At 40.5% G+C, this 13,231-nt stretch carries 18 protein-coding genes; 8 read left to right on the top strand and 10 right to left on the bottom strand.

The features are described from left to right. Window positions 1-157: 157 nt before the first annotated feature. The 8 genes from BM195_RS00450 to BM195_RS00415 are packed head-to-tail and all read right to left on the bottom strand — an operon-like array spanning window position 158 to window position 5,202. Window positions 158-910: a class I SAM-dependent DNA methyltransferase gene (locus BM195_RS00450; RefSeq protein WP_090233146.1), complete on the bottom strand. Its 753-nt coding sequence runs from the start codon at window positions 908-910 to the stop codon at window positions 158-160. Between the two features lie 5 nt (window positions 911-915). Continuing rightward, complete coding sequence (rsfS, locus tag BM195_RS00445; protein ID WP_090232038.1) at window positions 916-1,272, bottom strand: ribosome silencing factor; 357 nt, start codon at window positions 1,270-1,272, stop codon at window positions 916-918. After that, window positions 1,262-1,849 carry a bis(5'-nucleosyl)-tetraphosphatase (symmetrical) YqeK gene (gene yqeK / locus BM195_RS00440; protein WP_090232035.1) on the bottom strand — a complete coding sequence of 196 codons (588 nt, stop codon included), beginning with the start codon at window positions 1,847-1,849 and terminating at the stop codon, window positions 1,262-1,264. The genes rsfS and yqeK overlap by 11 nt, the downstream gene beginning before the upstream one ends. Continuing rightward, window positions 1,836-2,405 (bottom strand): nicotinate-nucleotide adenylyltransferase, encoded by a 570-nt coding sequence (locus tag BM195_RS00435; protein ID WP_090232032.1) that lies wholly within the window; start codon window positions 2,403-2,405, stop codon window positions 1,836-1,838. The genes yqeK and BM195_RS00435 overlap by 14 nt, the downstream gene beginning before the upstream one ends. Before the next feature lie 25 nt (window positions 2,406-2,430). Then, window positions 2,431-2,721 carry a ribosome assembly RNA-binding protein YhbY gene (gene yhbY / locus BM195_RS00430; RefSeq protein ID WP_090232029.1) on the bottom strand — a complete coding sequence of 97 codons (291 nt, stop codon included), beginning with the start codon at window positions 2,719-2,721 and terminating at the stop codon, window positions 2,431-2,433. A 2-nt stretch (window positions 2,722-2,723) separates the two neighbouring features. Continuing rightward, on the bottom strand, window positions 2,724-3,569 hold the full coding sequence (gene aroE / locus BM195_RS00425; protein WP_090232027.1) for a shikimate dehydrogenase: 846 nt from the start codon (window positions 3,567-3,569) through the stop codon (window positions 2,724-2,726). An 11-nt stretch (window positions 3,570-3,580) separates the two neighbouring features. Further along, window positions 3,581-4,684 carry a ribosome biogenesis GTPase YqeH gene (gene yqeH, locus BM195_RS00420; protein ID WP_090232023.1) on the bottom strand — a complete coding sequence of 368 codons (1,104 nt, stop codon included), beginning with the start codon at window positions 4,682-4,684 and terminating at the stop codon, window positions 3,581-3,583. 2 nt (window positions 4,685-4,686) lie between these two features. After that, window positions 4,687-5,202, bottom strand: coding sequence for a YqeG family HAD IIIA-type phosphatase (locus BM195_RS00415; protein WP_090232020.1), 516 nt, complete (start codon window positions 5,200-5,202; stop codon window positions 4,687-4,689). A gap of 400 nt (window positions 5,203-5,602) precedes the next feature. On the opposite strand from BM195_RS00415, the gene BM195_RS00410 reads away from it, so the two are divergent. From BM195_RS00410 to sigK, 8 genes are all read left to right on the top strand, one after another. Beyond that, window positions 5,603-5,743, top strand: a complete 141-nt coding sequence (locus BM195_RS00410; protein WP_090232017.1) for a sporulation histidine kinase inhibitor Sda — start codon at window positions 5,603-5,605, stop codon at window positions 5,741-5,743. 192 nt (window positions 5,744-5,935) lie between these two features. Then, a complete protein-coding gene (locus BM195_RS00405; RefSeq protein ID WP_090232014.1) occupies window positions 5,936-8,272 on the top strand; it encodes a Na+/H+ antiporter subunit A in 2,337 nt (778 codons plus the stop codon). Next, window positions 8,273-8,611 (top strand): Na(+)/H(+) antiporter subunit C, encoded by a 339-nt coding sequence (locus BM195_RS00400; protein ID WP_090232012.1) that lies wholly within the window; start codon window positions 8,273-8,275, stop codon window positions 8,609-8,611. Beyond that, on the top strand, window positions 8,604-10,079 hold the full coding sequence (locus BM195_RS00395) for a Na+/H+ antiporter subunit D (protein ID WP_090232010.1): 1,476 nt from the start codon (window positions 8,604-8,606) through the stop codon (window positions 10,077-10,079). The genes BM195_RS00400 and BM195_RS00395 overlap by 8 nt, the downstream gene beginning before the upstream one ends. A 6-nt stretch (window positions 10,080-10,085) precedes the next feature. After that, the gene (locus BM195_RS00390) at window positions 10,086-10,562 is read left to right on the top strand and encodes a Na+/H+ antiporter subunit E (RefSeq protein ID WP_090232007.1); all 477 of its coding nucleotides are present in this window, start codon (window positions 10,086-10,088) and stop codon (window positions 10,560-10,562) included. Further along, window positions 10,559-10,870, top strand: coding sequence for a monovalent cation/H+ antiporter complex subunit F (locus tag BM195_RS00385; RefSeq protein WP_090232005.1), 312 nt, complete (start codon window positions 10,559-10,561; stop codon window positions 10,868-10,870). The genes BM195_RS00390 and BM195_RS00385 overlap by 4 nt, the downstream gene beginning before the upstream one ends. Then, window positions 10,851-11,228 carry a monovalent cation/H(+) antiporter subunit G gene (mnhG, locus tag BM195_RS00380; protein WP_090232002.1) on the top strand — a complete coding sequence of 126 codons (378 nt, stop codon included), beginning with the start codon at window positions 10,851-10,853 and terminating at the stop codon, window positions 11,226-11,228. The genes BM195_RS00385 and mnhG overlap by 20 nt, the downstream gene beginning before the upstream one ends. A gap of 254 nt (window positions 11,229-11,482) precedes the next feature. Continuing rightward, entirely contained in the window at window positions 11,483-12,190 is a 708-nt protein-coding gene (gene sigK, locus BM195_RS00375) for an RNA polymerase sporulation sigma factor SigK (protein ID WP_090232000.1), read from the top strand. Between the two features lie 25 nt (window positions 12,191-12,215). Here the strand turns inward: sigK and BM195_RS00370 are convergent, their stop codons facing one another. Further along, window positions 12,216-12,443 carry a YrhC family protein gene (locus tag BM195_RS00370; protein WP_090231997.1) on the bottom strand — a complete coding sequence of 76 codons (228 nt, stop codon included), beginning with the start codon at window positions 12,441-12,443 and terminating at the stop codon, window positions 12,216-12,218. 79 nt (window positions 12,444-12,522) lie between these two features. Further along, window positions 12,523-13,212 carry a 5'-methylthioadenosine/S-adenosylhomocysteine nucleosidase gene (gene mtnN / locus BM195_RS00365; RefSeq protein ID WP_090231994.1) on the bottom strand — a complete coding sequence of 230 codons (690 nt, stop codon included), beginning with the start codon at window positions 13,210-13,212 and terminating at the stop codon, window positions 12,523-12,525. Window positions 13,213-13,231 lie beyond the last annotated feature (19 nt).

The following is a 13,231-nucleotide window of genomic DNA, read 5'->3' as shown; positions in this document are numbered from 1 at the left end:
CATCTTTAGGCAGGGATTACTGCACGTTACATACAGGGGCAGCGATTGAAGAAGAAATGCGGGAGTATTTTTACCAGTGGATTTGAAAATCTCTCTGCCATAACTATTCGACATCCTTTTGCAAAATCCTCCCTCAAACATAAAACGATCGGAAAAATTATTCCGATCGTTTGACGGCAGTTATAAAAATTCTTTCTGACTGTTCATTAATATCATGATGCTGCAATGAAAAATCACTGGTTATATGCCGGACTTCAAACCCGCTGTCATGTAACAAACGGTCATAAAATGAAATGGGAAAAGTCCGCTGATGGTGCATTTCATCGAAACGGGAATATTTATTACCTTCCGCAATAAAAAATGTTAAATCATGATACATCTCCCCTTGTTCATTCCCCTCCAGACAGTACCATATGTAGGAAACATCGTCACTGACTTCAGCAAACGTCTGGTTCACCAAATCATGCTCAACATGATCAAACGAATGAACATCAAACATAAACAGACCGCCAGGCTTTAGCATGCTGGACACACTTTCAAATACGTGACGAAGTTCTTTTTCCTTTGTTATATAATTCAGCACATCACAGAAACTGATAGCCAGATCCTGATTTCTGATACCAGCCAATGCACGCAGATCCTGCTGTAACCACTGAATCGAGATCTGCTCCGTGTTTGCACGCTGTTCAGCAAGGCTGAGCATATCACTGGAATAATCAACACCGATCATCTGATAGCCAGACCTGGCAAGTCTTGTCGTAATCTGTCCTGTACCGCAGCCCAGATCGACTATTGAATCAACCGACTTCCCGAACTCCTGAATCATTTGTTCGGTGAAAGATGTCCATTTATCATAGGGAGCGTCTTGCATTAGCTGATCATAATAATATGCCATTTGTCCGTAAGCCATCATACCTACCTGCTTCCGGCAATATGGAGTTCAATCCTGGATGCATCGCCCCATAACCGTTCAAGATTATAATAATACCGTTCATCTTCATGAAAAATATGGCAGACAATATCGTCCAAATCAACTAAAATCCAGCGTGCCTGTTCAAAACCTTCCATACGTTTGACATGAATGTCCGTTTCCTCCATTGTCTCCTTAATGGCCCCAGCAATTGCTTGTACCTGACGTTCATTGCTGCCATGGCAAACCAAAAAATAATCAGCCATCAGTGAAACATCCTGCATGTCCAATGCAACAATGTCTTCAGCTCGTTTATCGTCACATGCGTTTGCAATTACTTGAAGGATTTCGTTATTGTCCATGAATTTGATTCCCTCCAGTTATACGTAATGTTAAATCATTGTATGCGTAAAACGTATCCGGATAGACAGTTGCCTGTTTACCGACAAGAAATTGAATCGTATTCCTTAAAGCCATCCAGGCAGCTCGATCCAAATCCGTTTTTGCCGTTTCTCTTACTTCTTGCACACCAGGGAAAGATCTTCCCGGCTCAATATAATCCGCAACAAATAGAATGGTCTCCATTTGACTCATGTTGGCCCTGCCTGTTGTGTGATAATGAATGGCACTCCGGATTTCCGAGTCTGTAACTCCGTATTCTTGTTGTAGGATGACAGACGCTGCAGGACCGTGCCACAATTCATGATGGTAATCAAGTAAATCGTTTGGAAGTTCACTTTCCTTAATGATCTGACTCATTTTATCAAGCGGAAAATACTTCGCGTAATCATGCAAAATAGCTGCCAATTCTGCCTTTTCTGCCTGCACATCATATTTTTCCGCGAGTTCAACAGCAGTGTCAGCCACCCTGAGTGTATGGTCAAATCTTTCCTGCTTAAGATGAGGTTTTACAATATCGATTGCTTCATCTGCCTTCATATAAATGTTTCTCCTTTACGTATGCTTCCACTGACTCCGGCACCATATATTTAATCGACTGGTTATGTGCCAGCATTCTTTTTATTGCAGTTGAGGATATGTCTACAAACGGAACATCCACTTCCACAACCGAATACTCGCTCATCAGTTCAAATCCTTTCCGTTTGACCCCGACAAATGTCACGATATCCACCAGTTCATCAATATCCTTCCAGTTTGGTAAATACTCAACCATGTCAGCGCCAATGATAAAATAGAATGAAGTGCCAGGATGGTCTTTATTTAACAGCTTCATTGTATCAAACGTATACGATTTTCCTAAACGTTTCACTTCAATCGTATCAACTTTGAAATGGGGATTTCCGGCAACTGCTCTTTCTGTCATTGCAACGCGATCTGACGCATCAGCGACAGCCTTTTGTTTATGCGGCGGTTTATGCGATGGCATAAACCATACTTCATCTAGTTTTAACGCCACACGGGTTTGTTCAGCGATGATTAAATGACCAATATGCGGAGGATCAAAGGTACCGCCTAATATGCCAACATGTTTCATAACAAACTCCTTTTTACTGCTTGCTTTACGGAAGCTGGATATGCTTATTCTCTTCCGACTCTTTATATAGCACGATATTATGGCCGATGATCTGAACAATTTCTGCTCCAGTTCCGGCAGCAAGTTTGCTGGCAACGGTATTCTTGTCCTCAAGACAGTTCTGCAAAACACTGACTTTCAGCAATTCTCGCTTCTCCAAAGCTTCTTCTATTTGTCGTATCATATTGTCGTTGACACCTGTTTTGCCAACTTGAAAAATAGGTTTTAAATGGTGTGCTTCGGAACGCAAATAGCGTTTTTGTTTTCCTGTTAGCATGGTTATCTTCCTTCCAATATATTTTGTAGTTGTTGCTCCATGTCGTCAAGCGGTACTTTTTTTGACGTCCAAAGTTCAAATGCATACTGTGCCTGATACAAAAGCATCGTATGACCGTAATGTACAGATGCCCCTTTTTTGCCTGCTTGATGCAAAAATTCGGTTTCAATCGGCTGATAAACAATATCACTAACAATGGCATCTTTACTCATATGTTCCAGTGAAATCACCGTATCACGCACATTTGGTCTCATCCCGACATTTGTCGTTTGAATGATCAAATCATAATAGCTGAGATGATATGCTGCATCTTTTAATGTTATGATGGACGTCTTTGTTTTCCTCCCGCCTGATGCGGCGATGTTTTCTGCACTTGATCGTGTCCGGTTGGCGATATCAATCCGTGTAAAACCTGCTGCTGCCAAACTATGAAAAATTCCGCGGGCAGCACCACCGGCACCGATTAATAATATGCTGCATTGTTTATTTGCAAAAATAGATGGGTAATAATGCTTCAATCCAGTAATATAGCCCGCACCATCTGTATTATAGCCGATCCATTTTTTATTCTGTCTGACAACAGTGTTGACGGCTCCAATCGCTTGTGCCTGTTTATCCAAATGATCCAGATATGGGATGATTTGTTTTTTATATGGAACTGTCACATTAAATCCATCGAACTGACTGCTTTTTATACGCTCTACTTCTTGTTTAAATGAATCATTCGGGGCTATTTCCTCGATAGAATATTCCCCTGCTAGTCCAGCCTTTGTAAGAAACTGCTGGTGAATCCAGGGTGACAGGGAATGTTTAACAGGATAACCGATAAGACCTAATTTATACGCCACTCGAACCCCTCCTATATAAACGACTTTCGTAATGATACATGGACACCTTTCGGACTGTGTGCTGTAACGGTCACATTTCCCCCAGGGACCGTCACCCATCCTAAGCCCGGGAAAACAATATCCATTTTCTCATATTCCAGTCGATATGTATGTTCCGTCAGTTCTGGTATCCTCCGAAGGGTCTCATCGTCAGGTGGTGACAAAAGCCCGCCCCTGTGTTCGTTCAACAGATGGTCGGCATTTTTCAGTTTTGTTCGGTGAATGGACAATTCATTTGAAAAATAGCAAACAAATGATTGCCTTTCCCCTTTGTTAAAATCCATCCGGGCAAGTCCGCCAAAATAAAGGGTCTGCTGATTATTCAGTTGGTAAACCCGTGGCTTGATCTCCTTCTTCGGTGTAACGATTTTCAGATCATTGTCAGAAATATAATGTGCTATCTGCTTCCTGTTGACAATACCAGGCGTATCAATTAAGGCAGCATTCTGATCATCGAGCGGAATTTCGATAAAACCTAACGTTGTTCCAGGAAAATAGGACGTTGTGATCACATTCTCTGTACCCGTTGTTTTTTGGATCAGTTTATTAATGAACGTAGATTTACCCACGTTTGTCGTTCCCACAATATATACATCTTTCTCGTTTCGGTGGTCGTCAATTGCTTGAGTCAGATCAGACATTCCATGGCCCTTTACCGATGAAATCAGATAAACGCCTTCTACGGATATTCCTGCTTCTTTTACTGTTGTCCTCAACCATTTAATCAATTTATTGCGGTTTGTGGATTTCGGCAATAAATCCATTTTATTCGCTGCCAAAATGACCGGTTTATGACCGACAATTCGCGAAAGACTCTTAACCAACGTTCCATCGACATCAAAAATATCAACTAAATGAACGACAAGACCTTCTTTGTCACGAATTTGACTGACCATTTTCAAAAAATCATCATCTGACATGGAAACGTCCTGTATTTCATTATAATGTTTAAGACGAAAGCAGCGTTTGCATAAAATCGTTTCTTTATCAAGTGCTGCATTTGGTGTATACCCTGCCCTGTCCGGAAAAGAAGTTTGGATATGAACACCACAGCCCTGACAAATTATTTCTTCCATTCTCATTCCTCCCAGGTTATCTTGCCTTTTTTACGCATATAACTTAAAATTCGCCGTTCAATTTTCCGATTAAATCTGGTGACTCTTCCATCGGTCTGAACGATTGGTACAACCAGTATGGTATAGAAACCTGCAAAGTTTCCGCCAAGTACATCTGTCAAAACCTGGTCACCTATTACGACAATTTCATCTTTGTTCAGATTCATTTCTTTGGCAGCCTGTTTAAATGCTTGTCTCAAAGGTTTTCTGGCACTGAAGACAAATGGGGTATCGAGCGGTTCGGAAAAAATTTTCACCCGCTCCCATTTATTATTTGAAATAATCGTCACTTTAATATCATGTTCTTTCATCCACCTGAACCATTCAATAACTTCCGGGGTTGCGTCTGCAACATCCCAGGCTACAAGTGTATTATCCAAATCAGTAATAATACCTTTAATACGTTTTTCCTTCAACGCTTCAGGATGAATATCAAAAATACTCTTTACATGTTCATTTGGCAACAAGTATCTCAACAACCGTTACACCTCTTACACTTATATTGGAAATGTCCCTCTTATGTAAATATCCACAATGAAAAATGACAAACTGCATAACAACTACTAATTATAACTTAATCCTATAATAACTTTCCATCATAATAAAAGAAATATCATACGAAAAAACCTTTAAGTGACAATGAATTATGCAAAGAAACGTTCGACATTTTCTTTCATTTTTCGATGTGTGGATAACTTTATACACAAAATCCACAGTGAAACATCAACATTTTTCGCCCTTTTTAACGATTTATGCACAAGTTATCTACAACCATTTGTAGATAACGATTATCTTGTTCTGTTACCTATTTCGTGATAAATTATTAACCATCAACATGATTTACAGTAAGTTGTTCAAAAAGTTAGGAGGGCTATAGTCATGGAATATTTATCTGATGAGTTGTTGCTGGAATCCTATTACAAAGCAAATGAATTAAACTTAAGCCCCGACTTTATATATTTAATTGAAAAAGAAATTCAGAGAAGACGTTTATCAGACAAAATAAAATCGTATAATTGAAAGTTTTGTGAACAACGCCCCCGATCAATCAAATTGGTTAGGGGTTTTTTATTTTCTCATGACCCGTATTATGATAAGCTATCGTTGATAACATTATATGTTATACATAAACTACTGAATAGCCCTGGTATAAAAGGTTTTCCCCAAACTGTATGAATCTGCCCGTAATCTATATAGGAGGACTACAATCAAATGATATTTACAGTGCTAATCCCACTTCTGCTAGCTTGCTTTATTCCATTCATTAGTAGGTTCAAACAGAAAATACATACAGGTGTTTTTGTATTCTTTGTTCCTTTTGCCATATTTCTTTACTTTATCCAATTTACTGGTACAGGATTTGAATCGATACAGCATACATATAATTGGATTCCGTCACTCGGGATAAATCTCGATTTCCACCTTGATGGTCTGAGTCTGCTCTTTGCCCTGCTGATAAGTGGAATAGGGGCTCTCGTTGTTTTATATTCGATCTACTACCTTGATCGCAGTGAAAATCTTGGGCATTTTTATGTCTATTTGCTGATGTTCATGTCGGCGATGCTCGGAATTGTCTTATCGGATAATGTTTTTGTGCTTTATACATTCTGGGAATTAACCTCCATTTCATCATTTTTACTGATTGGTTATTGGCATTTTAAAGAAAAATCGAGATATGGTGCATTAAAATCAATGATGATCACCATTTTTGGCGGCTTAAGCATGTTCGGCGGCTTTATTCTGTTATCAGTCATTTCCGGTACAACAAGTATACAAGTAATGATCGCAAATGCTGATATGATACTGAATCATCCATATATGCCGCTTGCTCTTGGCTTCATCTTATTGGGAGCTTTTACGAAATCGGCTCAATTCCCCTTTCATATCTGGCTGCCAGATGCCATGGAAGCACCGACGCCTGTCAGCGCGTATCTCCATTCAGCAACAATGGTTAAAGCTGGACTCTATTTAGTTGCACGTTTTTCACCGGTGTTTGCCGATTTCGAGTGGTTTTTCATCATTGTCAGTCTTGCAGGTATCATAACACTTTGCTGGGCATCCTATATGGCCGTCCATCAGACAGATCTTAAGGCAATTCTAGCCTTCTCTACTGTCAGTCAATTAGGTATGATCATGGCAATGCTTGGCTTTGGTACAAAAGCTGCTGTTTTTGCAGCGGTTTTCCACATTTTGAATCATGCCACATTCAAGGGCAGCCTGTTTATGGTAGCAGGTACTGTTGATCATGAAACGGGCACACGCGACATACGTAAATTGGGTGGCTTGTTTACCTTTATGCCAATTACTGCAACACTTGCTCTGTTTGGAACGTTTTCCATGGCTGGCATACCTTTGCCGTTCCTAAATGGGTTTTATAGTAAAGAACTGTTTTTCGATTCGACACTCGACTTAAGGGAAGGAATGAATGCGACTGCCAGTTTCCTGGCCGAGGCTATCCCATATTTAGCCGTGTTCGGAAGCATCTTTACGTTTGTTTATTCCCTTTACTTTTTGTTTGGAACGTTCGGCGGAAAAACACAGGTTGACAAACTGGCCAAGAAACCGCATGAAGCACCGTTTGGCATGCTGATATCACCGGCAATCCTTGTGCTCGGGGTTATTCTGATCGGCTTGTTCCCTAACGCTTTCAACGGAACATTTATCGCCCATGCGGCAGAAGCTGTGTACGGCGGCGACATTGTAAAAGACATTCATTTCTGGCATGGATGGGACTCAACGGCCTTCCAAATGTCCCTCGCTGTTGTGGGTCTCGGTGCTATCCTGGCTGTCACACGAACGAAGTGGAACGGTGTTTACCAGGTACTTCCGGGTACATGGAGTGTCAACAAAGTTTATAATTCGTTCATGGAAAAACTGGATATCTATTCAAGAAAAATGACTACATTCTATATGACCGGCTCACTAAGACTTTATATGGCGCTCATTTTAAGTACCATTCTGATCGTTACTGCCGGATTTATGCTGGCTACAAACGGTTTTACGATTGATTTCAGCAACCTGGCGCCGGTAAGTATTATTGAGGTGGCTGTCGTACTGGTCATCATTGCTGCAGCTATTGGTACGGTATTTGCGAAGAAAAACCTGGCAGCCATATTGATTGTTGGTGTGGCCGGGTACGGTGTAGCACTTCTGTTTGTCATTTATCGGGCGCCGGATTTAGCATTGACGCAATTAGTGGTAGAAACTGTCTCGGTAGCTCTGTTTCTGCTCTGTTTCTATCACCTGCCCAATCTCAAAAAACGAAACGATCCGCTCCGTACCAAAATGACAAATGCTATCATTTCGGTTGGCTTTGGTGCAATGGTGACACTGATCGGAATTTCTGCACATAGCAGTGATTGGTTTGGAACGATTTCTGATTACTTCCTGGAAACATCATATAAACTTGGTGGTGGGAACAATGTGGTCAACGTTATCCTGGTCGATATGCGTGGTCTTGATACACTATTTGAAATAGCTGTTCTAGGTATTGCCGCACTTGCTATTTACACCCTCATTAAATTTAAGACAGACAAGGGGGGAAAATAAGTGGAATTTATCATTTTGATCCTGGCAGGCGTATTATTTGCTACAGCCATTTATAATCTGCTCCAAAAACAGCTGCTAAGGCTGGTCATAGGTTCTGTGCTGCTCTCACATGGTGCACACTTGTTCATCCTGACAATGGGAGAATTAAAAAGAGGCAATCCGCCAATCCTGACTGATGGTGTCAATGACTATTCCGATCCATTGCCACAAGCACTGATTTTAACATCGATTGTCATTAGTTTTGGCATTACCAGTTTACTTTTAGTTCTTGCTTACCGTGCAGCAAACGAAAACAATACCGACAATATGGAGCAATTAAGGGGTAACGACAATGAGTAATTTTGCAGTTTTACCAATCATCATTCCATTAATAGCGGGCATTATTCTCGCTTTTTTCCCAAAAAAATTAACACTGGTGCGCACACTTTCGAAAATTTTTATGATCGGCAATCTTGCTGTTGTAAGCTACATAGCTTGGAATGTATTTCACCATGGATCTGTTATACTTGAAACCGGTGGATGGACTGCACCATATGGGATCATCCTGATCGCTGACGAGTTGTCCATTCTCCTGATTTTAACAACCAATATCGTTGCGGCAGCATGTGCCTTTTATGCGCCATACTCCCTATCAGACAGAAAAGAGCAGTTTTACTTTTATTCATTCTTTTTCTTCCTGATATCAGGTGTTTCAGGTGCTTTTCTGACGGGAGATCTCTTTAATATGTTCGTTTTCTTTGAAGTGCTGTTAATGTCATCTTATGCATTAATAGTTTTGGGCGGGGATAAAGTGCAGCTCCGGGAATCGGTTAAATATGTATTCATCAACCTCTTCTCGTCCATGCTGTTCGTAACGGCTATAGCCTTTATATACGGTGCACTCGGAACGGTCAATATGGCACAGATCGCACAGCGTGTACAGGAAGTTGACCAACAAGGGATCCTGACAACCGTCGGAATTCTTCTCTTTTTTGTATTTGCAACGAAAGCAGCGCTGTTCCCTTTATATTATTGGATGCCAAATTCCTATGCCGTGCCAAATCCGGTCATTTCAGCTTTATTTGGTGCTCTGCTTACGAAAGTTGGGATCTATGCGATTATCCGTGTATTTTCATTAATTTTTGTACATGAGACCGAACTTACCCATGAAGTTTTTATATGGATTGCCGGATTATCGATGTTATTTGGTATATTTGGCGCATTATCGACCAATAATATAAAATTGATTATCGCTTACAATATTATTCCTGCCATCGGTTTTATCCTGATGGGGCTTGGTGTGTTTAACCAGGATGCCCTCAGCGGATCCATCTACTATTTAGTACATGATATGCTGATTAAGACAAGTTTGTTCCTGCTTGCGGGAACGATTGCTTACGCTGCCGGCACATCTGATTTACGTAAATTCAGTGGTCTGATCCACTATTATCCATTCCTGGGATGGATGCTGTTTGTTTCAGCGTTTGTTCTTGCCGGTATTCCCCCTTTCAGCGGCTTTATTGGCAAACTGTTATTATTAAAGGGCGCACTGGCCGGTGAAGAAATAGCCATTGTCATAATCGCTTTACTCTCCAGTCTGCTGATTCTTTATTCCGTTGTGAAGATTTTCATCAAAGGATTCTGGGGGGAAAAAGATGAATCATTCAAGCCTAAATCTATCAAAGGACGGACAGCTCCGATTGTTGTGTTATTAGCTCTTTCCATTTTTATGGGTATTGGGGCAGAATTTATTTACCCGACAATCGAATCGATTTCCGCGTATTTGCTTGACCCGGAAAATTATATAAACGCTGTAATGAAGGAGTAGTGCTTTATGACATTTCAAATTGTTATTAATTTGATCATTGCGGTCATGTGGATGTTCCTGAGTGAGAGTTATACCGTATCCAGCCTTATTACCGGATACATACTTGGCGTACTTTTACTGCTTCTTTTGAACCGTTTTATCCCGGATACATTTTATTTAAGACGCATCTTTAAGATTGCCGGGTTAATTGTACTGTTCATAAAGGAATTGATTTCGTCCAACTTCAGTATTGTGAAACTTGCATACAAAAAAAATCCTGAATTCGAACCGGGAATTTTTGCTTTACCGACAGAATTAACGAGCAATTGGGAAATCACGCTCCTTGCCAATCTGATTTCCCTGACACCTGGAACGCTGTCAGTTGCAGTATCGCACGATAATACACATTTGTATATTCATGCCATGAACATCGATGACATTGATGAAACAATCGGTTCCATCAAAAATACGTTTGAAAAAGCGATCATGGAGGTGACACGATGAGTAATCTTTTGTCCATAACCAATTCTATAGTTGAAATTGTAACAATCATTAGTGTGGCTGCCATTTCCGTTTCGCTGCTTCTATTACTTTATCGGGTCATGGCCGGTCCCACAAATGCTGATCGTGCAGTAGCACTCGATTCTATTGGTATGAATATGATGGGGCTGACAGCATTAATGGCCATCATCATTCCGACGACAAAATTAAACGACGTCATTTTATTGATTGGAATTCTTCTATTCATCGGAACGCTGGGTATAGCGAAATATCTGGAAAAGGGTGTTATTATTGATAGAAATTTGGATTGAGATTATTTTAAACATCATCATTGCCATTTTTTTGCTCTCGGGAGCATTTTTCCTATTATCGAGCTCAATCGGGGTTATACGTTTTCCCGACGTTTATACGAGACTTCATGCAACAACAAAAGCAGCTACACTTGGGATATCAGGTTTACTAATTGGAGCCTTTTTATTCATGTATATCCAGCATCATATTGTCAGCGGAAAGCTATTATTGGCGATCGTGTTTACGTTGATAACTTCTCCTGTTGCAGGACATATGATTTCTCGAGCAGCCCACCGGATTGGTGTCAAACCCGTTACAAAAAACAGAACCGATGAATATGAAAAAGCCATCCAAAAACAGAAACAACACCAGAAGTGAAGCGGCTCTTTACCGGGTCGCTTTTTTCTTGGCGTCAGAAGGATAAAAAGTGGGGGAACTCGATGAAAGCTGGGTTTTCTATCAGTTGTTAAAACCGATTGATTTATCCCTCTGCCACATTTTCGGAAGCTGGCGGTGAAAACAGAGTGGGTACAAGGGTTTTTATAAATCGGACAGACACAAAAACGGCATCTCCTTCATACAGATGATATATAGGCAATAGCCCAGCCGCTATCTTAAGGAGGTGTATGTATTTGTCAGGCATTTTAAGCTTTCTTGCCCTGCTGATCAAAGAAGCGCTTTTTTTTGTCTCCTATGTTAAAAACCACGCGTTCCCCCAACCATTGCCCCCGGAAGATGAAGCTAAATACATCAGGCAAATGCAGGAAGGTGACGAGGAAGCCCGAAATAAACTGATCGAACATAATTTACGGCTTGTCGCGCATATCGTCAAAAAATTCGAAAATACTGGAGAGGATATGGAAGATCTTATTTCAATCGGAACAATCGGATTAATTAAAGGCATTGAAAGTTACTCATCCGATAAAGGAACCAAACTGGCCACTTATGCAGCTCGATGCATTGAAAACGAAATATTAATGCATTTGCGCGCACTGAAAAAAGTAAAAAAAGATGTTTCCCTTCATGATCCAATTGGTCAGGATAAAGAAGGAAATGAAATTAGCCTGATTGATATTCTGGAAGCTGAAAATCAGAATATTATTGAATACATTCAGCTGAATATGGAAATCGAAAAGATGAATGATTACTTATCCATTCTTGACAGCAGGGAAAGAGAAGTGATTTTATACCGTTACGGATTAAATAACTACAAAGAAATGACACAAAGAGAAATTGCCAAAATGCTTGATATTTCGAGAAGTTATGTATCGCGTATTGAAAAACGGGCTCTTATGAAGGTATTTCATGAGTACTACCGAAAAGAATATAAGCAGGAGTAGCGTACGGGTGAACAACACCCGTACGCTACTCCTGCTGTTTTATTTTAATATGGTGTGTCCGGATATGGAACCAGCCAGCCATGATTATTGCAGCAAATGATAGGACAGACAATCCCTTTCCATCCGGGGAATAGTGAAAATATGTGTTAATAATAGCTCCCATATATAAATAGGTGCCTAATATTAATAGTGTTACGGCAAAACGATGATAATCCTTCAACTTTGATTCCAATTTCTTTTCTTGAGCTTTCATATGACTCCCCTCCCTGTAATCAAATCATAACACATGAGATGATCGTCATCGGGAGGTAAATCATGGATAACAGGATAGACTAAAGGGTCTCGGCCATTTTCAAAATCAAACTTGCTGCATTTTTTGCCGCTGTTTCCAGGAATGTGTCAAACGAAATGGATGACTGTTTTCCAGCGATATCGGATAAGGCCCGGATAACTACAAAAGGGGTTTCATATTGATAACACACTTGTGCGATTGCTGCCGCTTCCATTTCCGCTGCCATCATGGTTGGGAATTTTTTCCTAACCTCATCAACCTTTTCAGGATCTCCCATAAATGAATCACTTGTGGCAATCATCCCTTCATGGTAATGAACACCCAATTGTGCAATCGCTTGTCCTGCGTTGGCAACTAAATCAGTATCAGCTGCATACATGGCAGGCATGTCCGGTACTTGTCCATATGCATAACCAAACGCTGTAACATCTACATCATGATGAACTACTTGTGTTGAAATCACAATATCTCCAACGTCCAAATCACTGGCAAATCCACCGGCAGAACCGGTGTTAATGATTAGTGCCGGACTGAATCGCTCGTGTAAAATAGTGGCTGCCATCGCTGCATTTACTTTTCCAATTCCGGATTTAAGCAATACAACATCACGTCCTGATAATTTCCCCTGGACAAATAAACAATTTACAACTTCTGTTTCCTCTTTATCTGTCATATTTGTCCGTAATAGAGCTATTTCTTCATCCATTGCTCCGATAATGCCTATGGTCATATGACGACCTCCATTATTG

The organism is Lentibacillus halodurans (assembly GCF_900112045.1).
GTDB classification, from domain to species: Bacteria; Bacillota; Bacilli; order Bacillales; family Amphibacillaceae; genus Lentibacillus; species Lentibacillus halodurans.
This window is presented reverse-complemented; position numbering and strand designations above follow the sequence as displayed.